Here is a 21908-nt window from a genome sequence, read left to right as displayed (position 1 = left end):
CATGTCCCCATCGTCTAGAGGCCTAGGACATCACCCTTTCACGGTGAGTACGGGGGTTCGAATCCCCCTGGGGACGCCAGCATTGCAAAAGCCGCCTAGAGCGGCTTTTTTGTTTTTGCGGCCTGCGCCGGCTTGTTGCAAACTCGACTATGTTTCGGGTTTTTCCTGTAAAAACAAGGGTTTGCTATTGCCAAGCGCGAATTTGACTGCTATGATTCGCGCCTTAGAAAAGTCCCCATCGTCTAGAGGCCTAGGACATCACCCTTTCACGGTGAGTACGGGGGTTCGAATCCCCCTGGGGACGCCAGGATTTTTCTAACAGGTCGGCGCAGAGGACACGCGCACGGACAGATTTCTGTCCCCATCGTCTAGAGGCCTAGGACATCACCCTTTCACGGTGAGTACAGGGGTTCGAATCCCCTTGGGGACGCCAGTCAAGCAAAAAGCCGCCTAGTGCGGCTTTTTGCTTTTCCGGGCTTACCACATGATGGGGTTGTACTGCTGCGGCAGCGGGAAGCGACCCATGTGCAGCTGCGGCCATTGCGAGCTGTAGGCGGCCATCTGCGCCGCCCGCGCCACATCCAGCCCCAGCGGATCGTAGACCGCGCCACCGCCCATCAAGCCACTCATGGCGTTACCCATCGCGCCGCCCAGCTGCGGCGACGCCATCATCGGCGACAGCACGCCGGCCTGCTGCGGCGCCACCTGCGCCGGCTGCTGGTTGGCCTGGTTCTGCAAGCCCACCGCCACCAGCACATCCGGCAAGCCGAAGCCGGTGCGGCTCTGGTCGGCCAGGCTGACCCGGTGCGCGCTGGCGCGGATGATCTGGAACAGCCGCTCGACCCGCTCGGCCCCGCGCGCCTTGTACTGCGGCGACTGGAAGTCCGGGTGGTGCGCCAGGGTCAGCGCCGCCAGCCCGGTCACGTGCGGTGTCGCCATCGAGGTGCCGTCCCAGGCCGCGAAATTATTCGGCGGCACGCAAGAGGTGATCGCCACCCCCGGCGCGCACACCGCCACCTGCGGCCCGAAGCAGCTGAACTTGGCCGTGAAGTAACCGTAGGCGTCGACATTCTGGTCCAGCGTCTGCGCGTGGTAGCTGTCGGCCGGGAATTCGTCGAGCTTGCCCACCGCCGCCACCGCCAGCACGTTCGGCGACGAGGCCGGGTACTGCACCGCGCCGCCCGAATTGCCGGCCGCGACGACGCAAGCGATGCCGGCCCGCTTGGCGCGCACGATCTGCTGCTCCAGCGCTTCCGACACCTCGGCCCCGCCCAGGCTCAGGTTGACCACGTCGATCTGCTTGTCGATGCAGTATTCCAGCGCGTCGATCAACTGGCTGATCTGGCCGCCGGGGAACAGCTTGCAGGCGTGCACCTCCGCGTCCGGCGCAAAGCCGCGGATGCCCGAGGCGATGTCGGCCGCCGCGATCACGCCGGCGCAGTGCGAGCCGTGGCCCAGCGTGTCCTGGTCCCAACTGTCGGGATTGGTCTTCTTGTTCAGCACGTCGAAGCCGGCCTTGATGCCTTTCAGGTTGACGTGCGTGGTGGCGGCGCCGGAATCGATGATGGCGATCTTGATCCCTTGGCCGCGATAATTGCCGGGCAGCTGATCGAGCCGCATCGCCTTCTGCCCCCAGCCGTAGGCGCGCTGGCGCGGGAAGCCGGCCAGCGACGGCCAGTCCGACAGCGCGCGCAGCGACACCACGTTGGCCTCGTCGATGCTGATGTCGGGGTCGCGCTGGTAGAAGCTCCAGTAGTCGGACTTGGGCTTGACGTACAGGCCGCGTACCGATTCCGGCGTCTCGCCGAACAGCGACAGCGTGACCTGGCCGTTGGCGTCGGTCACGCCGCTGGCCGGCAGCATGCTGCCGAACAGCGACACTTCCGCTTCCGCCTGCGGCGCGCCATCCTTGCCGATCACGCTGATCACGGCGTTGAGCACCGGACCGCCGCCGCCCTGCATCACGCCGGTCACCATGGCCGGCTGGCGCAGCGCCGGATCCATCAGGTTCAGGTGCTGGTCGTGTTCCACCAGCAGCCGGCCCTGGCCTTGCTGGTGCAGCACCGAGGCTTTCTGTTCCGTCATGCGCGCCACCAGCACGCCTTGCGAGCCGCCCATGCCGTCGGCCAGCGCGCCGAGCACGGATTTCGGGCCGACCGTGTCGACCACTTCGATGTCGTTGCTGCTGCGTAGCGCCTGCTCCAGCGCCGAGAATTGCAGCGGCTGGAAGCTCATCGCCTGCAAGCCGTCCGGCTGGCGCGGCGCGATCACATACTGCTTCCGGCGCGCCGCGACTGCGCGACCGCCGCTGTCGGCCGGGCGCCGGCCGGGATCGCCGGCGGCATCGGCCGTCGCGTCGCCGGCGGCGGCGATCGGGCCGGAGCCGGAGCCGCTGGAGCCGCGCGACGAACGGCCGGGGTTTTCTGTCGAGCTGGCGGTTTCGCCGCCGCCGGAGAGTGTGGGATCCGGGGGCGACGAGGCGCCATCGTTGGAGGATTTGGCCATGGACTTTCCTTTCAAATCGGATCGGCCTGCTCGCGGTCGAAAAGCGACAGCGGCTGGTCCGGTTCTATCGTCAATTGGTGGGAGGGCGTGCCGGTGCTGCGGAAATGCAGCTCCAGCACGCGGGCTTTGTCGGGACTGATTTCCACGACCGCCGTGTGCGGCTGGTCGCGCGGGCCGATGACGTCGACCACATGGATCTCGGGGTCGATGTCGGCCAGCGCCAGGAAATCGGCCAACGGCGCGCCGTCGGTGGCATGGATCAGATACCTGGCCTTCTTGGCTTGCGCGCCTTGGGTTTCAAACATGAGGGTCTCCTTAAGAAGTGCAGCGCCCTCCGCGGCCGCCGCCGTCGGAGGGCAGGGACGGCGCCGCCGTCCGGTCAGCGCCTCGGTGCGCGGTTAGTGCAGGGTCTGGCCGCCGCCATACAGCGCGGTGTTGCCGGCGTTGGCCATTTGCGCCTGTTGCGTCAGCTGGGCCAGCTGCTGCTGTTGCTGCGCATAAGCCGCCGTCACCGGATCGACGCCGAACGGCAGCATGCCGCCCAGTTGTCCGGCGATGCCGCCGATGGTGTTGCCCAGCCCCGCGTTACCGAAGGCGCCACCGATGGCGCCGCCCAGCGGTTGCGCCACGCTCTTGATGATGTTGCCGAACCAGCCTTGCGGCGCCAGGCCTTGCAGCTGTTGCAGTTGTTGCAGCTGCGCGTCCTGGGCTTGCTGCGCATAGGCTTGCGACACCGGGTCGGCGGCGAACGGCAGCATGTTGCCGAGGTTGGGGCTGGGGTAGCCGATGCCGGGGCTGCCGATGGGCCGGTTGAACAGGGGTGGGTTGATGAAGGGTGGGCTGATGCCGGTATTCGCGCGCTGGCGCAGCAGGTCGCCGAAGAAGCCTTGCGGCGCCAGGCCTTGCGCTTGCAGCTGCGCGGCCTGCTGTGCGTAGGCTTGCGTCACCGGATCGGCCGCGAACGGCAGCATGCCGCCCAGATGGCCGGCGATGCCGCCGATGGTGTTGCCGATCCCCTGATGGCCGAAGGCGCCGCCTATCATGCCGCCCAGCGGCTGCGCCACGCTCTTGATGATGTTGCCGAACCAGCCTTGCGGCGCCAGGCCTTGTGCTTGCAGCTGTTGTAGTTGTTGGAGCTGCGCTGCTTGTTGGGCGTAGGCTTGCTGCACCGGATCGGCGGCGAACGGCAGCATGCCGCCCAGTTGGCCGGCGATGCCGCCGATGGTGTTGCCCAGGCCGGCGTTACCGAAAGCGCCGCCGATGGCGCCGCCCAGCGGTTGCGCCACGCTCTTGATGATGTTGCCGAACCAGCCCTGAGGTGCGAGCTGGGCCTGTTGCAGCTGTTGTAGCTGCTGTTGTTGTTGTGCTTGTTGTGCGTAGGCGGCAGTCACCGGGTCGACGCCCAGTGGCAGGAAGGCGCCGCCGATGCCGCCGGCCGCTTGGCCGATCTGGCTGCCGAGATGGGAATTGCCGAACAGCCCGCCGATGCCGCGGCCGATCAGGCCGCCCAGCGGCGCGCCCAGCAAGCCGCCCAGGAAGCCTTGCGGCGCCAGGCCGCCCAGTTGTTGTGGTGCTAGTTGTTGTGCATAGTATTGTTGATACTCGTTCATGACATCTCCTTGTTGTGATTGCTGTTGGCCAGCGCTCTCCACCTACCGCGTGGACCTGCGCTGGAAGGGATTGGACTGGGCCAGTCGGCGGAAGTTTTGGTATTCTTGGTGGCCCTCGCACGTTAATCAGGTATCATCCAGCCTCACGTTTTCCGCGACCTGTCATGAAGAAATTCCGCCGCCTCGATCTGTTCTGCCGTGTTGTCGACAACTACGGCGACATCGGCATTTGCTGGCGCCTGGCGCGCCAGCTGCGGCGCGAACACGCGATCGCCGTCACGCTGTGGGTCGACGACCTGGCCAGCTTCCGCCGCATCTGCCCCGAAGTCGATGCCGCCGCCGACAGCCAGCAGCTGGACGGCGTGCAGGTGCGCCATTGGCGCGACCAGGACGGCGTCTTCACGCCGGCCGACGTGGCCGACATCGTCATCGAATTCTTCGCCGTCGACATCCCGCCCGGCTACGTCGAGGCGATGGCGCAGTGCGAACCGCGTCCGGTATGGTTCAACCTGGAAGGACTGACGGCGGAAGAGTGGGTTGAGGGTTGCCATCGCCTGACATCGCCGCATCCGCGCCTGTCGCTGACCAAGCATTTCTTCTTCCCCGGCTTCACCGACAAAACCGGCGGCCTGCTGCGCGAAGCGGAGCTCGACGAGCAGCGCCGCCAGTTCCAGTCCTCGCCGGCGGCGATGGCGGGGTTCCTGGCGCGCTTCGGCGTCACGCCGGCCGAGATGGCGGCCACCAAGGTCTCGCTGTTCTGCTATCCGCACGCGCCGGTGTCGGCGCTGCTGGACGTCTGGCGCCAGGGCGACCAGGCCGTCACCTGCCTGGTGCCGGAAGGCGTGGCGGCCGAGACGGTGCAAGCCTTCCTCGGCGCCGAGGCCAGGGCCGGCGCCAGCGCCAGCGACGGCGCGCTGACCTTGCGCGTGCTACCCTTCGTGCCGCAGCCGGACTACGACCAGCTGCTGTGGGCCTGCGACCTGAACTTCGTGCGCGGCGAGGATTCCTTCGTGCGCGCGCAGTGGGCCGGCAAGCCCTTCGTCTGGCACATCTATCCGCAGGACGAAGACCTGCACCACCAAAAACTGCGCGCCTTCCTGCAGCGCTACGCCACCGACCTCGACGCCCTGGCCGAATTCTCGCTGCGCTGGAATGGCGCGCCGACGGCGGGCGAGGGCAGTGACTGGCTGTCGCTGTGGCAGGCGTTCGCGCGCCAGATGCCGGCCATGACCGCGCGCGCCGGCGCATGGCAGGCGCAAATGCTGGCCAACGGCGACCTGGCCGCCAATCTGATGGCGTTTGCCGCCACGCTGAGATAGGCGGTGCGGGAAAAACAAGGTATAATGCCGGGTTAATCTTTAGCGCATTTTTACCTGATCAACCGTGAGCTTTGGGCCTAGCACCTGGCGACAGATGATTTTTACGCAACCTACTTTTTACGTACACTCTCTATGAAACCTGCAAAAGAAATTCGTGTTGGCAACATCATCATGGTTGACAGCAAGCCTATGATCGTTCTGCGCTCCGACGTCAACGGTTCGAGCCGCACGGGCTTCACGTACAAATGGAAGATGAAGAATCTTCTGACCAACACCCCGATGGAAAACGTGTTCCGCGGCGACGACAAGTTCGACGTGGTGGTTCTGGACAAGAAGCCGGTGACCTACTCGTACTTCGCCGATCCGCTGTACGTGTTCATGGACACCGACTACGAGCAATACGAAATCGAAGAAGAAAACCTGGGCGAAGCGCTGAACTACCTGAAAGACGGTATGGAATGCGAAGCCGTGTTCTACGACGGCAAAGCGATCTCGGTTGAACTGCCAACCACCATCGCACGCCAGGTGGTGTACTCGGAACCAGCGGTCAAGGGCAACACTTCGGGCAACGTCCTGAAAGAAGCCAAGATCGAAAACGCCATCGAAGCGCATCGCCACACCGTGCAAGTGCCGCTGTTCGTGAGCCAGGACGACGTCATCGAAATCGACACCCGTACCAACGAATACAAGCGTATCGTTCGCAACTAATCGGTTTTAGTGCTAAAAAAGCACGCCCAGGCATGTTAAACACATGCCGGCGTGCTTTTTTTATTGGAAATTGGTAATTATTTGCTGATTTGTAATAATTTTTGTAGTGTAGGTGGCAACACGCTGATATATTAATGCAACGCAATAAATAGTGCGCATTGGTGATCAGTTCAAACCACTCACGAGGATGGCATGGATCGCAGGGAATTCGTTCGTTTTGGCGTGGCGGCGGGCGCCGCGGCGGGCAGCCACCGGGTGCTGGCGGCGCCGGCCGGTGCGGCGTCCAAGCACGGTCCCGGCGGCATCCTCGATGCCGGCGTCTGGGAGCAGCAGCAGATGATGGAGGCCGGCAAGCTGACCTCGCACTCGCTGACTTCGCAATACCTGGCCCGCATCAAGACCATCGACAAAGCCGGCCCGCGCCTCAACGCCATCATCGAAATCAATCCTGAAGCGCTGAAGATCGCGCTGGAAATGGACCGCGAGCGCAACCTCAAGCGCGTGCGCGGCCCGTTGCACGGTATTCCCGTCCTCCTCAAAGACAACATCGCCACCGGCGACCGCATGAGCACCACCGCCGGTTCGCTGGCGCTGAACGGCGTCCGCGCCGCGCGCGACGCCCACGTCGCCGCCCAGTTGCGCGCGGCCGGCGCCGTCATCATCGGCAAGACCAACCTCAGCGAATGGGCCAATATGCGCTCGCCGCATTCGGTCAGCGGCTGGAGCGGACGCGGCGGCCTGACGCTCAATCCGTATTCGCTGGACCGCAATTGCAGCGGCTCCAGCTCCGGCTCGGGCGCGGCGATTGCCGCCGGCCTGGCGACGCTGGCGGTCGGCACCGAGACCGACGGCTCGATCGTCTCGCCGGCCTCGATCTGCGGCCTGGTCGGCATCAAGCCGACGCTGGGACTGGTCAGCCGCAGCGGCATCATCCCGATCGCCCACTCGCAGGACACGGCCGGCCCGATGGCGCGCAGCGTCGCCGACGCCGCGCTGATGCTGGCCGCGATGACCGGCGTCGACGCCAGGGATCCGATCACGCAGCAAGGCGCCGGCAAGGCCGGCGACTACCGCGCCGCGCTGGAGAAGGGCGGCTTGAAGGGCAAGCGCATCGGCGTGGCGCGCAACTTCTTCGGCACCAACGACGAGCTGGACGCCGTGATCGAAAAAGCGCTGCTGGACCTGAAGGCGCAGGGCGCGATCCTGGTCGACACCGAAGTGCCCAACATCAGCAAATACGGCGACAGCGAAACCGAAGTGCTGCTGTACGAATTCAAGGCCGACCTGGCGGCCTACCTGAAGGACTACGCGCCGCACGCGCCGGTGGCCAACATGGCCGACGTCATCGCCTTCAACCAGAAAAACCAGCAGCAAGAGCTGCCGTACTTCGGCCAGGAATACCTGGAGCGCGCGCACGCCAAGGGCGATCTCGACACCCCGGCCTACCGCGACGCGCTGGCCAACAACCAGCGCTACTCGCGCGCCGAAGGCATCGACCAGGCGCTGCGCGAGCACCAGCTCGACGCCCTGGTGGCGCCGACCGGCGGCCCGGCCTGGCTGACCGACTTCATCAACGGCGACCACTTCGGCGGCAGCTTCTCGTCGCCGGCGGCGGTGGCGGGCTACCCGCACATCACGGTGCCGGCGGGGTATGTGCACGGCCTGCCGGTAGGTTTATCGTTCGTCGGCGCCGCCTACAGCGAAGCCGTGCTGATCCGCATGGCCTACTCCTACGAACAAGCGACGCTACACCGCCGCGCCCCGCAATTCCCCGCCAGCGTCTCCCTCGCCGTCCGCTAAAAAGAGGGTCAAGTCTGACATTCGGACACGAGCACAACTGTAGTAAAGTTGATAAGCTTGAGCCCGTGTCCGAATGTCAGACTTGACCCCATTTCTGAGGAGGAAATGAATGACCAGACCTTTGTTCCGTCTTGCACTGCTGGCGCTGGCCGCCGGCGTGGTTTCACCGGTACTGGCGGCTTCCGCTTTGAAGAGCGATAGCGGCCGCGCGTTCGCCAAGCCGCAGCAGCTGATCGATGTCGGCGGCCGCAAGATGAATTTGCATTGCAGCGGCGAGGGCGCCACCACCGTGTTGTTCGACTCGCCGTCCGGCGACGCGGGCTGGGCGTGGCTCAAGGTGCAGCCGGAAGTGGCCAAGCATACGCGCGCCTGTGTGTTCGACCGCGCCGGCTACGGCTTCAGCGACCCCGCAACGCGTCCTAACACTTCCGAAAATGTGGTCGAGGATCTGCACAAGCTGCTGGACGGCGCCGGCGTCAAGCCGCCGTATATCCTGGTCGGCAACTCGCTCGGCGGCGCCAATGTGCAGGTCTACACCTATCGCTACCCGGACGAGGTCAAGGGCCTGGTGTTGGTCGAAGCGCAGCATGAAGACGAAACCAGCCGCCTCGATAAAGCCACCGATGGCAAGATCAAGCAGATCTACGGCATGGTCGAGCAGCAGAACCAGTACTGCCTGGCCGCCGCCAGCAAAGGCAAGGGCATCGCCGCCGGCAGCCAGCAGCAGAAGAACTGCATCGGCGATCCGTCGACCTTCTTCGGTCCCGCGCTTGGACCGGTGGTGCTGGCGCAGGAGCGCAAGCCGACCTATTGGCGCACCACGGTGGCGGAATGGAACGCGATCAAGGACAGCGACGAACAACTGCGCGCCTTGCGCCGTCCGCTCGGCGACCTGCCGCTGGTGGTGCTGACGCGCGGCGTGAGCCCATACGCGGTGCCGAACCAGCCGCAAAGCGCGCTGAATAAGGCGATGGAGGACGAGAACGTCGCGATCCAGAAGCAGATGGCCGCGCTGTCTACGCGCGGCACGCAGCGCATCGTGGCCGGTGCCGGCCACGGGATTCAGGCCGACAAGCCCGAAGCCGTGACCGAGGCCGTGCTGGAAGTGCTCAAGCAGGTCAAATAGTCACACCCAGTTCGCGCAGGATCTGTTCCTTCATCTCCTGGAATTCGGGACGGGACAGCTTGCGCGGATGCGGATGCGGCACGTCGAACGTCGCCTGTATCCGCGTCGGCCGCGGCGACAGCACCAGGATGCGGTCCGCCATGAACAGCGCTTCCTCCACATCGTGCGTGATCAGGATCACCGTGTGGCGTTCCTCGGAAAGGATGCGCAGCAGCTCGGTGCGCATCTTCAGGTTCATCAACGCGTCCAGCGCGGAGAAGGGCTCGTCCATGTACAGGATCTCCGGCTTGACGACGAAGGCCCGCGCCAGCTCGACCCGTTTCAGCATGCCGCCCGATAGCTCGTGCGGGTAGCTGTTCTCGAAACCTTTTAAGCCCACCATCTCGGCATAGTGATCGGCCAGCGCCGACTTGTCGCCATGGCCGTTGCCGGTCAGGCCGAACATCAGGTTCTGCTGCACCGTCAGCCACGGGAACACCGAGCCATGCTGCGAGATCGCGATGCCCTTGGGGCTAGGCCCGCGCCGCACCGTGCCGTCGATGCGCACCTCGCCCGAGCTGGGCTGCTCGAAGCCGGCGATGATCTTCATCAGCGTCGATTTGCCGCAGCCGGACGGGCCGACGATGGCGACGAATTCGCCATCCTTCACATCCAGGCTGACGCCGCCGACCACCGGCAGTTCCTTGAAGTTTTTCTTGATATCGTTGACGACGATTTTAGCGTCCATAGCGCCACCTTACCGATTTGAGGCCTTCGAGTTTGCGCATCGCCACGTCCAGTATCAGGCCGATGACGCCGATGATGATCATGCCGGCGATGACCAGGTCATAGCGGTTGCCGGCGTTGCGCGAGTCCATGATCAGGTAGCCCAGGCCGGAGCGCAGCGCGATCATCTCGGCCGCCACCACCACCAGCCACGCCACGCCCAGCGCAATGCGCATGCCGACGATAATCTCCGGCAGCACCGCAGGTATGATCACCTGCCGGAACAGCGTGGCTTTGGAAACGCCGAAGTTCTCGGCCGCCCGCAGGTAGCGTCGTTCGATGGTGTGCACGCCGGACGCGGTCTGCACGATCATCGGGAACACGGCGGCGATAAAAATCAGGAAGATCGGCGATAGGTTGCCTACGCCGAACCACAGGATCGCCAGCGGTATCCACGCGATCGGCGAGATCGGCCGCAGGATCTGGAAGATAGGATTGAGTGTGATGTAGGCGCCGTCCACGCGCCCCATCCACAGGCCCAGCGGAATCGCCATCGCCGCCGCCAGCCCGAAGCCGGTGCCGACGCGGAACAGCGAGGCGCCGATATGTTCCCACAACGTGCCGTCTTCGGCCAGTTCCAGGGTGCCGGTCACCACTTGCAGCGGCGTCGGGAAGATCACGCTCTCGGTCTGCACCACGACGATCCACCACAAGGCGATCAGCGCGGCCAGCACCGCCAGCGGAGGCAGGATTTTCTTGAGTTTTTCCATAACGTCCAATCAGGTTGAGAACATATGCGGCGCGCGCGCCCAGGCACGCAGGGCGCGCCACTTCAGGCGCGGCCAGCCGGCGCTTGGCATGGCGTCGACCACCACCCGCATTTGCCCGCTGGCGTGCGCGGTGCAGGCGAAGTCGTTGACGGAGACGGTTTCGAACGGCAGCCGGAAACTCTGGCCCGGCATGATCAGCACCGGCCCGAAAATCTGCGGCACGCTGTCCTTGTTGCGCAGCAGGAGCACGTCGTTCGCGCCCTGCGTCAGATGGATTTCGGAAGGCAGGATTTCCACCTTGTCGCCGGCCATGCGGCGTGCCCAGGTGCCGTTGGGGATTTCAAACAGCTCGTCGCGCGAGGGTAGGGAGACCGGCGCCAGCGCGGCCCACGCGCACACCGCCGCAAGGCCGGCTGCGGCAAGACCCAGCACGATGACGGCCGGTTTGCGTGGACGCTGCGTACTCAATTCTTCAACAGCAGCGTGGCGTCGTGCACCACGTCGGCGGCGGTGCGTCCGAACGGCAGCAACGCGCGCAAGCTTCCCTTGCGATCGACGAAGTACAGGTACGAGGAATGGCCGACGATGTAATCGGTCTTGCTACCGTCGATCATCTTCTTGGTGGCGGTGATGCCGTAGTCCTGGCGCACGCGCGCCATCTGCTGCGGCGTGCCGGTGGCGCCGATGAAGGTTGGATCGAAAGCGCGCAGATAGTTCCGCATGCGCTCGGGCGTGTCGCGTTCGGGATCGACGGTGACGTAGATGACCTGTAGCTGGCTGGCCTGGGCGCCCATCTGCCGGCGCGCCTCCGCCAGCATCCCCAAGGACACCGGGCACACATCCACGCACGAGGTGTAGCCGAATTCCAGCAGCACCAGCTTGCCCCGGTACTGGCTTAGTTTCAGTTCCTTGCCGTCCGAGCCGCGCACCGCGAAGTCGGGCGCCATGCGCGGCGGGTCGAACACGCCGGCTTTCAGCTTCAGGGTGTCGGCAGCTTGCGCGCCGAACGCGATCGACATCGCCAGTAACGCTATCCTCAACTTGCTCATATGTTGATGGTCACCGGTTTGATGGCCTTGACGAAGCTCTCGTCAACATAGGATTCGTAGGCGATGGGACGCTTGATGGTGCCGGCTTCGATCGACAGCTGCATCAATTCGTCGAACTCGGCGCGTATCATGCGCAGGTCGCCGTAGGTCACCCGGTCGGCCGGGTTCTGCATCACGAAGCGCAGGATGTTCGGGTCCTGGTTGAAGTACTTGCGGCCGGCGGCGATGGTGATCGCCTTCTCGCGGCTGACCGGCGTGGAATCGAGCCAGCTGCCGGCGGCCTGCACGTAGTTGACCAGCTCCTGCACCAGCGGGCGATTTTCCTTGATCAGTTCTTCGCGCACCGTCAGCACGCAGCAGATGTAGTTGCGCCACTCGTCGCGCGTCATCGCCAGCGGACGGGCGTAGCCTGCACGCTGCGCGGCGGCGCCGAAAGGCTCGCCGGTGCAGTAGCCGTCCACCGCCTTGGCGTACAGCGCGGCCGGCATGTCCGGTGGCGCCATCTCGACGATCTCGATATCTTTCGGCGTCATCTTCTCGCGCGCCAGCATTTTGCGCAGGAACAGGAAGTCCACCGCGAAGCGGCTTGGTATGGCGATGCGCTTGCCGCGCAGGTCGGAAAATTTTTTATGCGTAGAGTCGGTGCGCACCATGATGACGGCGCCCGAACGGTGACCCAGCGAGACGATCTTGACCGGGATGCGCTTGTCGGCAAGGTCCATCACCAATGGCGCCAGCATGTAGGCGGCCTGGATGCGGCCTGTCATCAGCGATTCCTTGACCTCGGGCCAGCCGTTGTATTTGCTGTACTCGAAGCCGCGCGGCAGGGCGCCCGGTTTGCCCGCATCGGCGGCCTTCGCCATGCAGGCCACCGGCAGCGTCAGATTGCAGGTGACGGGCAAGCCTCCGACCTGGATGGGGGCATCGGCCGCGCGCGCGCTGGACGGCAGAATCAGTGGCAGCGCAGGTGCGGCGGCGGACAGCAGGCCGCCCAGCAGCCGGCGGCGCAGCGGTGAATCGGGGGAGGGATCGTCTCTGGTATCCATGGCGCTTGGCCGCATAGTATTTTGCTGTAATTGTACTACAGCCCTTTATGGACCAGCACCGGATCTGCGCGATACACATCCGGCGCGATACGCTTCAGGTTCTCGACCTTCGGCAGGTCGTTGAAGGCGATGTACGGATGGCTGGGGTGCAGTGTCAGGAAGTTCTGGTGATAGGTCTCGGCTGGGTAGAAGGCCTTATCCATTTCGATCCTGGTCGCCAGCGGTTTCCTGAACACGCGCGACGCATCCAGTTGGGCGATGTACCTTTCCGCCACGCTGCGCTGCGCCGGCGTTTGCGGGAAGATCGCCGAACGGTATTGGGTGCCGCTGTCCGGCCCCTGGCGATTGAGCTCCGTTGGATTGTGCGCCACCGAGAAGAAGATCTGCAGCAGCTTGCCGTAGCTGATCTGCGCCGGGTCGTAGGTGATCTTCACGCTTTCCGCATGGCCGGTGTCGCCGCCGCTGACGGCGTCGTAGTTGGCGCTGCGGCTGTCGCCGCCGGCATAGCCTGAGACGGCGTTGCTGACGCCTTTCACATGCTGGAACACGCCCTGCATGCCCCAGAAGCAGCCGCCGGCAAAGATCGCGATGGCCGTGTGCCCGGCGCCGGCAGGTTCATCGACCGCCGGCGGTGCGATCGCCACCGCCACTTCCGCCGATTCCGCCGGCTGCTGCCACAGCGCCACGCCGAAGATGGCCGCGCCGACCAGCGCCGCAGGGCCGCCCCAATTTTTCAGGATACTGTTCATAATGTGCTCTCCGTTTCAACCAAAAACAACATGGTGCTTAACCTCAGTCAAGCCGCGCCGGGCGTGAAAGTCAGCGCCAGGCCATCGATGCAGTAACGCAGGCCGGTTGGTTCCGGGCCGTCGTCGAACACGTCGCCCAGATGCCCGCCGCAGCGGCGGCACTGCACCTCCGCGCCACGGAAACCCAGCGACGTCGTGCGGCTGGTGTGGACGCCGCGTTCCAGCGGCTTCCAGAAACTGGGCCAGCCGGTGCCGCTATCGAATTTTGTCGCGGACGAGAACAAAGGATTCTGGCAACCTGCACAGAAGAATTTACCGGCGCGATGCTCCTTGTAGAGCGGGCTGCTGAACGGCCGTTCCGTGCCGCCGCGCCGCAGAATCTCGTATTGCGCGGGCGAGAGCAGGGCGCGCCATTCGGCGTCTGTGTGGGTTACTTCCCAGGTCGGAGCCGGCGCGGCATGGGCGGCGCGCCATCTTAGAACTGCGGCGCCTGTCATCAGGGCGGCGCCGCTAGTCAGGAGAAAATTGCGTCTGGACGTCATAAGTACTCCATAAAGTGGAATGTCGATGCAGCCATTGTGGCCGGGAAGGGCTGGCGAAATCCTCACGTAAACTTCAATTAAATGTGATACTTTCCAAGGCAGGAATCCCGCACAATGGCGGCACCCAGACTTCTACCCGGCCCGACTGACTATGGATTTACCAAAACGCGTCCTGATCGTTGAGGATGATATGCCCATCGCCGACTTGCTGCGACTGCATTTGCAGGACGAGGGCTATCAGGTCACCCATTGCGCCGATGGCAACCAGGGCCTGGCACAGCTGCGCACCGGCGGCTGGGACGCGCTGATCCTCGACCTGATGTTGCCCGGCGTGGATGGCCTGGAGATCTGCCGCCAGGCGCGGGCGATGGCGACCTACACGCCCATCATCATCACCAGCGCCCGCTCCAGCGAAGTGCACCGCATCCTCGGCCTGGAGCTGGGCGCGGACGATTACCTGGTCAAGCCGTTCTCGGTGCTGGAGCTGGTGGCCCGCGTCAAGGCGCTGCTGCGCCGTGCCGACGCCATGGCCCGCAACCAGCGCAACGAGTCCGGCGCGCTGGAGCTGAACGGCGTGCGTCTCGATCCATTGACCCGGCAAGCCCAGGTCGAAGGCCGCCAGTTGGATCTGACGCCGCGTGAATTCGACCTGCTGTACTTCTTCGTCAAGCACCCCGAAAAAGTATTCTCGCGACTGGACCTGCTCAACCAGGTGTGGGGCTACCAGCACGACGGCTACGAGCATACGGTCAACACCCACATCAACCGCCTGCGCGCCAAGATCGAAGCCGATCCCGCCGAGCCGGCCCGCATCCTGACCGTATGGGGCAAGGGCTACCGCTTTGCCAACGGCGGGCCTGCGGAATGAATCTGAGCCTGTCTCAGCGGCTGTCGCTGGTGTTCTCGGTGCTGTTGCTGGCGTGCTGCGGCGCCTCCGCGTGGTTGCAGATCCGCGCCAACATCATGCATGAAAAGGAAGTGGTGCAGGGCCTGTCGCGCGGACTGGCGCGCAGTATCGCGCTCGACGCGCAGCTGATGCATGCGAACGGCGATCCCGCGCCAGCGCCCGGCGCGCAGGCCAGTGTGGGGCTCGGTCCCGAAACGGTGCGCCGCCTGTTCGGCCAGCTGATGGTGGTCAATCCCAATGTCGAGGTCTACCTGCTGGACATGGACGGGCGCATCGTCGGCCACGCCGCGCCGGCCGGCCATCTGAAGCGCGACCATGTGAACCTTGAACCGATCCGTCGCTTGCTGGACAACCAGCCCTTGCCGATCCAGGGCGACGACCCGCGCAGCGCCAGCGGCCGCAAGGTGTTCAGCGCGGCCGTACTGCGCATGGACGAGCGCAAGGTCGGCTACATCTACGTCATCCTGCAAAGCGAGGAGCACGACCGGCTTGCCGCGCGCGCCACCGCCAGCTCGGTGCTGCGCACAACCTTGTGGTCGATGGCGATCGTGGCCTTGCTAGGACTGTTGGCCGGCCTGGTTGCCTTCCGCCTGATCACGCGGCCATTGCATCGCCTGACCGCGACCATGCGCCAGCTGGACACCAAGGCCGAGCAGCTGGTGCTGCCGCCGCCCAATGCCGGCGGGCCGCGCGACGAGATCGCGATCTTGGAGCGTACTTACGGCGAAATGGCGGAGCGCATCAACGAGCAATGGCAGACCATGCGCCAGCTGGACCACGAGCGCCGCGAAGTGGTGGCGAACATCTCGCATGACCTGCGCACGCCGCTTGGTTCGCTGCATGGTTACCTGGAGACCTTGTCGCTGAAGGACGAAACGCTGGACGCGGCTGGCCGCCAACACTACCTTGGCATCGCGCTGGCGCAGAGCCGCAAGGTGGGGCGTCTGGCGCAGGCCTTGTTCGAGCTGGCGCGCCTGGAGCATGGTGCGGTGGCGCCGGAGATCGAAGCCTTTTCGCTCAGCGATCTGATACAGGACGTGTTCCAGAAATTCGAACTGCGCGCCGTGGAAAAGCAGCTGCACCTGAACGCCGTGCTGCCGCATCCGGCGCCGATGGTGCGCGCGGACCTGGGCATGATCGAGCGGGTGCTGACCAACCTGTTCGACAACGCGATCCGCCATACGCCGCCAGGCGGCACGGTCGAAATCACGGTGGCGCCGGATGCGTCAGGTCAGGCCCGCATCACCGTCGGCGATACCGGCCCTGGCATTCCAGCGGAGATGGAGGATGTGCTGTTCCGCCGCCCATTCGCGCTGCGCGGCGAGCACAGGGAAGGGGGCTTGGGCCTGCTGATCGTCAGCCGCATCCTGCAACTGCACGACAGCAGCATCGAATTGGTCCGCCTGCCGCAGAGCGGGGCCTTGTTCCGCTTTACGCTGGCAATGGCTTAAGCTGACTGCAACGGCGCGCGCCAGCTGTTCAGATAATGCTGTGGCGTCTTGCCGAGTATGCGGCGGAACATCGCGCTGAATGCGCTCGGACTGGCATAGCCCAGCGCCGCCGCGATCTCGCCCACACCGTCGCCGCGCGCCAAGCGGCCGAACGCCTCGGCCAGATGCACCTGCTGCACCCACTGACGGTAATGCAGACCGGTCTCCTTGGGGAACAAGCGTATCAAAGTACGCGCGCTGGCGCCGGCTTCGGCGGCCCAGTCCTCGATGGTGCGCGGGCTGCCCGGGTCGTCCACGATGGCTTCGCAGACGGCCAGCAGGCGCCGGTCGCGCGGCCAGGGGATCGCGATCGGCACCGTCTCCGCCGCCGCCAGTTCGGACAGGATCAGCATCGCCAGATGTTCGCCGCGGCCGGGTAGCGGATATTCGATCGGCTCATCCAGCAGCGACAGTATCAGCTCGCGCAGCAGCGGGCTGACTTCGATCACGCGGCAGGCATCGCCGAAAGCCTGCGCGGTTGCGGCCTCGATGTAGATGGTCCGCATCGTCACGCGGCTCAGAGAAGTCCATTGATGCACCACGCCGGGCGGGATGAACAGCGCGCGGCGCGGCGGCAGTATCCAGACGCCGAAGGCGGTCTTCACCTTCATCAGTCCTTCGGTGGCATATAGCAGCTGCGCGCGTTCGTGGCTGTGCGGGGCTGCCGATACACCGTGCACCGCGTCGCGCGCCATTGCCGTGACCACGCGTGGCACGCGCTGATAATCGCGATGGTCGCCGCTGCGTTGGAGAGCTTTCATTGTCACTTATTCGACGAAAAATGGAATAGATCGGGTTTTCGACCATATTACACTGGCTGCCATGAATACATCCACACTTGCTCCCGCCAGTCGCCCGCACGGCGACACCGTTATCTCCATCCTCGGCGCCGTCGCCCTGGTCCATCTGCTGAACGACCTGACGCAGGCGATGCTGCCGTCGATCTACCCGATGCTGAAGGTGCAGTTCGGCCTGACGTTCACACAGGTCGGCCTGATCACCCTGGTCTTCCAGTGCACCGCCTCCTTGTTGCAACCATGGATAGGGCTGTACACCGACCGTCGCCCGATGCCATTTCTGCTGCCGCTGGGGATGGTCGCCACGCTGATCGGCGTGCTGATGATGTCCATCGCCGGCAGCTTCCCGGCTTTGCTGGTGGCCGCCGCGCTGATCGGCGTCGGTTCCTCGACCTTCCACCCGGAGGCTTCGCGCGTGGCGCGCATCGCCTCGGGTGGGCGGTTCGGCTTTGCGCAATCGCTGTTCCAGGTGGGCGGCAATGTCGGCTCGGCGCTTGGGCCCTTGCTGGCCGCAGCCATCATCATCGGCCGGGGGCAGGGCAATATCGCCTGGTTCGCGTTGCTGGTGATGGTGGCGATTGCGGTGCTGGTGTGTGTCGGCCGCTGGCATAGCGCGCACCTGGCCGGGCTGCCGCGCAAAGCCGTCTCGCATGCCGTATCGCCCTTATCTAAAGCCCGCGTGTATGGCGCACTGACGGTGCTGGCGCTGCTGGTCTTCTCCAAGTACATCTACATGTCCAGCTTGAGCAGCTACTACACCTTCTACCTGATCGATAAATTCGGCCTGTCGGTATCGTCGGCGCAGTTGTACCTGTTCCTGTTTTTGGCGGCGGTGGCGGCGGGCACCTTCATGGGTGGGCCGATCGGCGACCGCATCGGCCGCAAGCGCGTGATCTGGATCTCCATCCTCGGCGCGGCGCCGTTCACGCTGATACTGCCTTATGTCGATCTGTTCTGGACGGCCGTGCTGTCGGTGGTGATCGGCTTCGTGATCTCGTCGGCGTTTTCCGCCATCGTGGTGTTCGCGCAGGAGCTCATGCCGGGCAAGGTCGGCATGATTGCGGGGATCTTCTTTGGATTGATGTTTGGCGTGAGCGGCATCGGCGCCGCCGCCATGGGGCATATCGCCGACGTAGCCGGCATCGCCCATGTGTACAAACTGTGTTCGTTCCTGCCGTTGCTGGGCATCCTGACGGTGCTGCTGCCGCATATCGAGCAGCCGCACCGCTAAACGAATCAGGACTCGATGAAGCGCATCTTGAAGTTGCGGCCTTTGATGGCGCCGAAGTCGCCGCCCAGCGGGTTGTTCTTGCTGAGGCGCTCGAAGGCATCGTAGGCCACGCGGCGGTCGATCGCCACGTAGGTCTGGAACTCGAACACGTTGATCTTGCCGACTTGTTCTTTCGAGAGGCCGGCGTCGCCGGTCAGTGCGCCCAGCAGGTCGCCCGGACGCAGCTTGTCCTTTTTGCCGCCGGAGATCACCAGCGTCATCATCGGTGCCGGATCGACGCCGTATTCGTTGTCGTCCAGCGATTTCAGGTCGAACCATTCGACCGGCGCCTTCTGGTATTCCTCGATCAGCTTGACCCACTTCTTCTCGTTCGGCGCACACAGCGACAAGGCCAGGCCTTGTTCGGCGCCACGGCCGGTGCGGCCGATACGGTGGATGTGCACCTCGGTGTCCTTCGACACGTCGACGTTGATCACCGCTTCCAGGTTAGGGATGTCCAGGCCGCGCGCGGCGACGTCGGTGGCCACCAGCACGGAGCAGCTGCGGTTGGAGAACAGCACCAGGATCTCGTCGCGCTCCTTCTGTTCCAGTTCGCCGTACAGCGCCATGGCGGAGAAGCCCTTCGCCTGCAGCTCTTCCACCAGCTCGCGGCACTGCACCTTGGTGTTGCAGAAGGCGATGGCCGACACCGGCTTGTAGTGGCCCAGCAGGCGCGCCACGGCGGAGGTGCGCTCGTCGAAGCCGATCTCGAAGAACAGCTGTTCGATCTGGCTGTTGTCGTGCTGCGCTTCGACCGTTACTTCGACCGGATCGGCCAGGAAGGAATCGGTGGCGCGGCGGATGTCGTCCGGGTAGGTGGCCGAGAACAGCAAGGTCTGGCGACGTTTCGGGCAGGCGCTGACGATGCCGGCGATTTCGTCATAGAAGCCCATGTCGGTCATGCGGTCCGCTTCATCCAGCACCAGCGTTTCCACTTTCGACAGATCCAGCGTGGCGCGGCCCAGGTGGTCGCGCACGCGGCCCGGCGTGCCGACCACGATGTGGGCGCCATGCTCCAGCGAGGCGATCTGCGGACGCATCGGCGAACCGCCGGTCAGCACCAGCACCTTGACGTTGCCGGTGGCGCGCGCCAGGCGGCGCAGCTCATTGGCCACCTGGTCGGCCAGTTCGCGGGTAGGGCACAGCACCAGCGCCTGCACGGCGAACCAGGCTGGATTGAGCTTGGCCAGGATGCCGATGCCGAAGGCGGCGGTCTTGCCGCTGCCGGTCTTGGCCTGGGCGATCAGGTCGCGGCCTGCCAGCACCGACGGCAGGCTTTGCGCCTGGATCGTCGTCATCTCCTTGTAGCCGAGCGAATCGAGATTGTCCAGGAGGGCGGTGGTCAGCGGCAGGCTGGAAAACGCGGTGGAGGCGGTGGATGTCATGGTGTCAGACCTGTTCAAAAAGGACGTGGTCACAGTCTAACAGGCTCGCTGACGCTGTGATATCGGGTTGGTATTAGTTTGGCGCCCACACCGGCAAGCCGGTCAGGTCCAGGTTTTCGTCGCGCACCCAGACCGGCAGACCGGAGTTGTCGGTGGCTTCGAGCAGTTCGAGCTGCACCTGCTTGAGCGTGGGTCGCTTGCCGCGTGGCGCCGGATGGCGCTTCGCTTCCGGTTCGAGCGGCGCGGCCGGGCTGAAGCCGGGCAGGTCGAACGTGGCGTTATCTTTTTTATCTCTCATTCTTAAATCTCGTGCCCACGGCACTGGTGAAAATGCGCCGCTCAAAACAAAAGCCCGGCTGCAGCAGTCGGGCTCAGTAAGTAAGTCGCGGATTGTAACACAGAGGTGCCGTCTCCAGCACATCCGCGGCATCAACTCATCGGAAGCTCAGCGCCCCGGTCAGGTCGCCCGGCGGCAGCGCGTTGCGGGCCGCGAAGGCGTCGTTGCGCAGCTTCAGGCCTTCCAGCAGCGGCAGGCCGTGCAGACGGGTGATGAAGCGCATGATCGACGTGGTGTCGTAGAAGCTGTGATCGACCTGGCCTTTTTTCGCGTACGGCGAGACCACGATGGCCGGAATGCGCGAGCCGGGGCCCCAGCGGTCGCCCTTTGGGGGCGCCACGTGATCCCACCAGCCGCCGTTTTCGTCGAAGGTGATCACGACGACCATGTCCTTCCACTGCGGGGACTTCTTCAGGTGCTCGATCACGTTGGCGATGTGGGCATCGCCCGACTCGATGTCCGAATAGCCGGCGTGCAGGTTCAGGTTCCCCTGCGGCTTGTAGAAGGTCACCGCAGGCAGCTTGCCGGCGATGGCGTCGGCGATGAATTTGTTCGAGATCGGGCTGTCGCCCAGGCCACCGTCGCGCAGGTGTTCCGCGCGCGCGGCGGTGCCGGGCGCGAACTGCTTGAAGTAGTTGAACGGCTGGTGGTGGTACTGGAAGTTAGGTTTTTCGCCGCCGCCGCGCGCGTCGAGCGCCGCCTGCCACGCGCCGCCGTACCACGCCCAGCTGACCTTCTTGGCCGACAGCAGGTCGCCGATGGTGTCGTAGGATTGCGGTGGCAGGGTGCCGGCGTCCTTGGGATCGGCCAGCAGCGGATCGCCGTCGAAGGCCGGGCGGATGTAGCTTGGCTGGTAGGGCGGGGCCATGGTGTTGACCGCGTAGCCGTCCGGCGTGATGGCGCCGTTGTTGGCGTAGATAGGATGGCCGTCCATCGCCGAGGCGGGGCTTTCCTTGGTCACGGACAGACGCATGCCGGTCGGGCCGTCGTCGAGTACCGCGATCTTCTTCTTGGCTGCGGTGTCCTTGGCGTTGAAGTATTCGGGCGTGCGGCCGGAGATCAGGAACTGGTGGTTCAGGTAGGAGCCGCCGAAGGCCGCCATGAAGAAGTTATCGCACAGGGTGTACTGTTCGGCGATCTTCCACAGGCCGAGGTTTTTGCTGGTCTCGCCGTAGTAGCCCATGACCATGCCGCCGGTGTTGCCCCAGGCCGCGAAGCCGTCGTTCTTGCCGTCGTTGATCTGCATCTGGTTCTGGTAGAACAGGTGCCACAGGTCGCGCGTGATCACGGCTTCCGGCAGTGGTTTGCCTTGGATGTCGACCAGTTTGAACGGGCCGTTCGGCAGGTTCTTGACGTCGTCTTCCTTCAGCACGTATTTTTTGCCGCCGATGTCCTGGGTGTTCGGCACCATGCCGCCCCAGACTTTCGGCAGCGTGGGCAGCACGGAGCCGTCGAAGTCGCGCTGCTGGCAGGCCGCTGCGCTGGCGGCCGACAACGGCGCGGCGGTGCCGGGGAAGTTGGCGAACAGGTTATTGAAGCTGCGGTTTTCCAGGTAGATCACGACCACGTTCTTGATGTGCGCTTGCAGCTTGGCGTCCAGCGAGCCTTTGACGGCGGCCGGCTTGGCGGTGGCGGCTTCGCTCAGGGACGGCAGCGAGGCGGCCATGCCGGTAGCGGCGGCGGCCTGGAAGATGCGGCGGCGCGATGGACTGGCGGGAGCATCCTGCTCCTGTTGGGCTGAAACCTGAACTTGATCCTTCACACGCGTCTCCCTGGGTAAGCAAAAAGAGCAA

At 64.7% G+C, this 21908-nt stretch carries 21 protein-coding genes and 3 tRNA genes; 10 read left to right on the top strand and 14 right to left on the bottom strand.

The annotated features are described in order from the left end of the window. The first annotated feature begins 3 nt into the window (after positions 1 to 3). From AC1RMD_RS03575 to AC1RMD_RS03565, 3 genes are all read left to right on the top strand, one after another. Positions 4 to 79, top strand: a tRNA-Glu gene (locus AC1RMD_RS03575). A 152-nt stretch (positions 80 to 231) separates the two neighbouring features. After that, a tRNA-Glu gene (locus tag AC1RMD_RS03570) sits at positions 232 to 307 on the top strand. A gap of 50 nt (positions 308 to 357) precedes the next feature. Next, positions 358 to 433: transfer RNA gene (locus tag AC1RMD_RS03565), tRNA-Glu, on the top strand. Between the two features lie 44 nt (positions 434 to 477). Here AC1RMD_RS03565 and AC1RMD_RS03560 read toward each other — a convergent pair. From AC1RMD_RS03560 to AC1RMD_RS03550, 3 genes are all read right to left on the bottom strand, one after another. Next, positions 478 to 2505 carry a S8 family serine peptidase gene (locus AC1RMD_RS03560; protein WP_492923723.1) on the bottom strand — a complete coding sequence of 676 codons (2028 nt, stop codon included), beginning with the start codon at positions 2503 to 2505 and terminating at the stop codon, positions 478 to 480. A gap of 11 nt (positions 2506 to 2516) precedes the next feature. Next, on the bottom strand, positions 2517 to 2810 hold the full coding sequence (locus AC1RMD_RS03555; RefSeq protein WP_492923721.1) for a hypothetical protein: 294 nt from the start codon (positions 2808 to 2810) through the stop codon (positions 2517 to 2519). A gap of 93 nt (positions 2811 to 2903) precedes the next feature. Beyond that, positions 2904 to 4115 (bottom strand): hypothetical protein, encoded by a 1212-nt coding sequence (locus tag AC1RMD_RS03550; RefSeq protein WP_492923719.1) that lies wholly within the window; start codon positions 4113 to 4115, stop codon positions 2904 to 2906. Between the two features lie 164 nt (positions 4116 to 4279). On the opposite strand from AC1RMD_RS03550, the gene earP reads away from it, so the two are divergent. The 4 genes from earP (at position 4280) to AC1RMD_RS03530 (ending at position 9068) form a co-directional block, all read left to right on the top strand. Next, positions 4280 to 5434 carry an elongation factor P maturation arginine rhamnosyltransferase EarP gene (earP, locus tag AC1RMD_RS03545; protein WP_492923717.1) on the top strand — a complete coding sequence of 385 codons (1155 nt, stop codon included), beginning with the start codon at positions 4280 to 4282 and terminating at the stop codon, positions 5432 to 5434. A 132-nt stretch (positions 5435 to 5566) separates the two neighbouring features. Next, entirely contained in the window at positions 5567 to 6142 is a 576-nt protein-coding gene (locus AC1RMD_RS03540) for an elongation factor P (protein ID WP_116988197.1), read from the top strand. 192 nt (positions 6143 to 6334) lie between these two features. Beyond that, positions 6335 to 7942 (top strand): amidase, encoded by a 1608-nt coding sequence (locus tag AC1RMD_RS03535; RefSeq protein ID WP_492923715.1) that lies wholly within the window; start codon positions 6335 to 6337, stop codon positions 7940 to 7942. A gap of 109 nt (positions 7943 to 8051) precedes the next feature. Continuing rightward, positions 8052 to 9068, top strand: coding sequence for an alpha/beta fold hydrolase (locus AC1RMD_RS03530; RefSeq protein WP_492923713.1), 1017 nt, complete (start codon positions 8052 to 8054; stop codon positions 9066 to 9068). Here the strand turns inward: AC1RMD_RS03530 and AC1RMD_RS03525 are convergent. Genes AC1RMD_RS03525 through msrB form a run of 7 tightly spaced genes read right to left on the bottom strand, consistent with a single transcriptional unit; the run spans position 9061 to position 13929 of the window. Beyond that, positions 9061 to 9795, bottom strand: a complete 735-nt coding sequence (locus tag AC1RMD_RS03525; RefSeq protein ID WP_492923711.1) for an ABC transporter ATP-binding protein — start codon at positions 9793 to 9795, stop codon at positions 9061 to 9063. The genes AC1RMD_RS03530 and AC1RMD_RS03525 overlap by 8 nt on opposite strands. After that, entirely contained in the window at positions 9785 to 10543 is a 759-nt protein-coding gene (locus AC1RMD_RS03520; RefSeq protein ID WP_492923709.1) for an ABC transporter permease, read from the bottom strand. Before AC1RMD_RS03520 ends, AC1RMD_RS03525 begins: the two co-directional genes overlap by 11 nt. Positions 10544 to 10552: 9 nt before the next feature. Next, the gene (locus tag AC1RMD_RS03515; RefSeq protein ID WP_492923707.1) at positions 10553 to 11011 is read right to left on the bottom strand and encodes a cupredoxin domain-containing protein; all 459 of its coding nucleotides are present in this window, start codon (positions 11009 to 11011) and stop codon (positions 10553 to 10555) included. Beyond that, the gene (locus tag AC1RMD_RS03510) at positions 11008 to 11592 is read right to left on the bottom strand and encodes an SCO family protein (protein WP_492923705.1); all 585 of its coding nucleotides are present in this window, start codon (positions 11590 to 11592) and stop codon (positions 11008 to 11010) included. Before AC1RMD_RS03510 ends, AC1RMD_RS03515 begins: the two co-directional genes overlap by 4 nt. Beyond that, positions 11589 to 12638: an ABC transporter substrate-binding protein gene (locus AC1RMD_RS03505; protein WP_492923703.1), complete on the bottom strand. Its 1050-nt coding sequence runs from the start codon at positions 12636 to 12638 to the stop codon at positions 11589 to 11591. Before AC1RMD_RS03505 ends, AC1RMD_RS03510 begins: the two co-directional genes overlap by 4 nt. 35 nt (positions 12639 to 12673) lie before the next feature. Then, the gene (gene msrA / locus AC1RMD_RS03500; protein WP_492923701.1) at positions 12674 to 13387 is read right to left on the bottom strand and encodes a peptide-methionine (S)-S-oxide reductase MsrA; all 714 of its coding nucleotides are present in this window, start codon (positions 13385 to 13387) and stop codon (positions 12674 to 12676) included. Between the two features lie 47 nt (positions 13388 to 13434). Next, entirely contained in the window at positions 13435 to 13929 is a 495-nt protein-coding gene (gene msrB, locus AC1RMD_RS03495; protein ID WP_492923699.1) for a peptide-methionine (R)-S-oxide reductase MsrB, read from the bottom strand. 151 nt (positions 13930 to 14080) lie between these two features. Between msrB and AC1RMD_RS03490 the strand changes: the two genes are divergently transcribed. Beyond that, the gene (locus AC1RMD_RS03490) at positions 14081 to 14797 is read left to right on the top strand and encodes a response regulator transcription factor (protein WP_492923697.1); all 717 of its coding nucleotides are present in this window, start codon (positions 14081 to 14083) and stop codon (positions 14795 to 14797) included. After that, positions 14794 to 16287 carry a sensor histidine kinase gene (locus AC1RMD_RS03485; protein ID WP_492923695.1) on the top strand — a complete coding sequence of 498 codons (1494 nt, stop codon included), beginning with the start codon at positions 14794 to 14796 and terminating at the stop codon, positions 16285 to 16287. The genes AC1RMD_RS03490 and AC1RMD_RS03485 overlap by 4 nt, the downstream gene beginning before the upstream one ends. On the opposite strand, the gene AC1RMD_RS03480 is transcribed toward AC1RMD_RS03485, so the two are convergent. Further along, positions 16284 to 17087: an AraC family transcriptional regulator gene (locus tag AC1RMD_RS03480; protein ID WP_492923693.1), complete on the bottom strand. Its 804-nt coding sequence runs from the start codon at positions 17085 to 17087 to the stop codon at positions 16284 to 16286. The two genes, AC1RMD_RS03485 and AC1RMD_RS03480, sit on opposite strands and share 4 nt — an antisense overlap. 61 nt (positions 17088 to 17148) lie before the next feature. Here AC1RMD_RS03480 and AC1RMD_RS03475 point away from each other — a divergent pair, with 61 nt between their 5' ends. Continuing rightward, positions 17149 to 18354 carry an MFS transporter gene (locus AC1RMD_RS03475; protein WP_492923691.1) on the top strand — a complete coding sequence of 402 codons (1206 nt, stop codon included), beginning with the start codon at positions 17149 to 17151 and terminating at the stop codon, positions 18352 to 18354. A 5-nt stretch (positions 18355 to 18359) separates the two neighbouring features. Here the strand turns inward: AC1RMD_RS03475 and dbpA are convergent, their stop codons facing one another. The 3 genes from dbpA to AC1RMD_RS03460 form a co-directional block, all read right to left on the bottom strand. Continuing rightward, complete coding sequence (dbpA, locus tag AC1RMD_RS03470) at positions 18360 to 19778, bottom strand: ATP-dependent RNA helicase DbpA (RefSeq protein ID WP_492923689.1); 1419 nt, start codon at positions 19776 to 19778, stop codon at positions 18360 to 18362. Between the two features lie 73 nt (positions 19779 to 19851). Beyond that, complete coding sequence (locus AC1RMD_RS03465) at positions 19852 to 20076, bottom strand: hypothetical protein (RefSeq protein ID WP_492923687.1); 225 nt, start codon at positions 20074 to 20076, stop codon at positions 19852 to 19854. 136 nt (positions 20077 to 20212) lie between these two features. Continuing rightward, the gene (locus tag AC1RMD_RS03460) at positions 20213 to 21877 is read right to left on the bottom strand and encodes an acid phosphatase (RefSeq protein WP_492923685.1); all 1665 of its coding nucleotides are present in this window, start codon (positions 21875 to 21877) and stop codon (positions 20213 to 20215) included. Between the last annotated feature and the right edge of the window lie 31 nt (positions 21878 to 21908).

Source organism: Duganella sp. GW822-FHT06D06 (genome assembly GCF_058799615.1).
The sequence above is the reverse complement of the archived record's forward strand: the minus strand, read 5'-3'. Positions and strand labels throughout refer to the sequence as shown.

Coding starts and splice junctions, on each gene's coding strand:
- AC1RMD_RS03560 (WP_492923723.1), bottom strand. CDS start 2,505: ATGGCCAAATCCTCCAACGATGGCGCCTCGTCGCCCCCGGATCCCACA.
- AC1RMD_RS03555 (WP_492923721.1), bottom strand. CDS start 2,810: ATGTTTGAAACCCAAGGCGCGCAAGCCAAGAAGGCCAGGTATCTGATC.
- AC1RMD_RS03550 (WP_492923719.1), bottom strand. CDS start 4,115: ATGAACGAGTATCAACAATACTATGCACAACAACTAGCACCACAACAA.
- earP (WP_492923717.1), top strand. CDS start 4,280: ATGAAGAAATTCCGCCGCCTCGATCTGTTCTGCCGTGTTGTCGACAAC.
- AC1RMD_RS03540 (WP_116988197.1), top strand. CDS start 5,567: ATGAAACCTGCAAAAGAAATTCGTGTTGGCAACATCATCATGGTTGAC.
- AC1RMD_RS03535 (WP_492923715.1), top strand. CDS start 6,335: ATGGATCGCAGGGAATTCGTTCGTTTTGGCGTGGCGGCGGGCGCCGCG.
- AC1RMD_RS03530 (WP_492923713.1), top strand. CDS start 8,052: ATGACCAGACCTTTGTTCCGTCTTGCACTGCTGGCGCTGGCCGCCGGC.
- AC1RMD_RS03525 (WP_492923711.1), bottom strand. CDS start 9,795: ATGGACGCTAAAATCGTCGTCAACGATATCAAGAAAAACTTCAAGGAA.
- AC1RMD_RS03520 (WP_492923709.1), bottom strand. CDS start 10,543: ATGGAAAAACTCAAGAAAATCCTGCCTCCGCTGGCGGTGCTGGCCGCG.
- AC1RMD_RS03510 (WP_492923705.1), bottom strand. CDS start 11,592: ATGAGCAAGTTGAGGATAGCGTTACTGGCGATGTCGATCGCGTTCGGC.
- AC1RMD_RS03505 (WP_492923703.1), bottom strand. CDS start 12,638: ATGGATACCAGAGACGATCCCTCCCCCGATTCACCGCTGCGCCGCCGG.
- msrA (WP_492923701.1), bottom strand. CDS start 13,387: ATGAACAGTATCCTGAAAAATTGGGGCGGCCCTGCGGCGCTGGTCGGC.
- msrB (WP_492923699.1), bottom strand. CDS start 13,929: ATGACGTCCAGACGCAATTTTCTCCTGACTAGCGGCGCCGCCCTGATG.
- AC1RMD_RS03490 (WP_492923697.1), top strand. CDS start 14,081: ATGGATTTACCAAAACGCGTCCTGATCGTTGAGGATGATATGCCCATC.
- AC1RMD_RS03485 (WP_492923695.1), top strand. CDS start 14,794: ATGAATCTGAGCCTGTCTCAGCGGCTGTCGCTGGTGTTCTCGGTGCTG.
- AC1RMD_RS03480 (WP_492923693.1), bottom strand. CDS start 17,087: ATGAAAGCTCTCCAACGCAGCGGCGACCATCGCGATTATCAGCGCGTG.
- AC1RMD_RS03475 (WP_492923691.1), top strand. CDS start 17,149: ATGAATACATCCACACTTGCTCCCGCCAGTCGCCCGCACGGCGACACC.
- dbpA (WP_492923689.1), bottom strand. CDS start 19,778: ATGACATCCACCGCCTCCACCGCGTTTTCCAGCCTGCCGCTGACCACC.
- AC1RMD_RS03465 (WP_492923687.1), bottom strand. CDS start 20,076: ATGAGAGATAAAAAAGATAACGCCACGTTCGACCTGCCCGGCTTCAGC.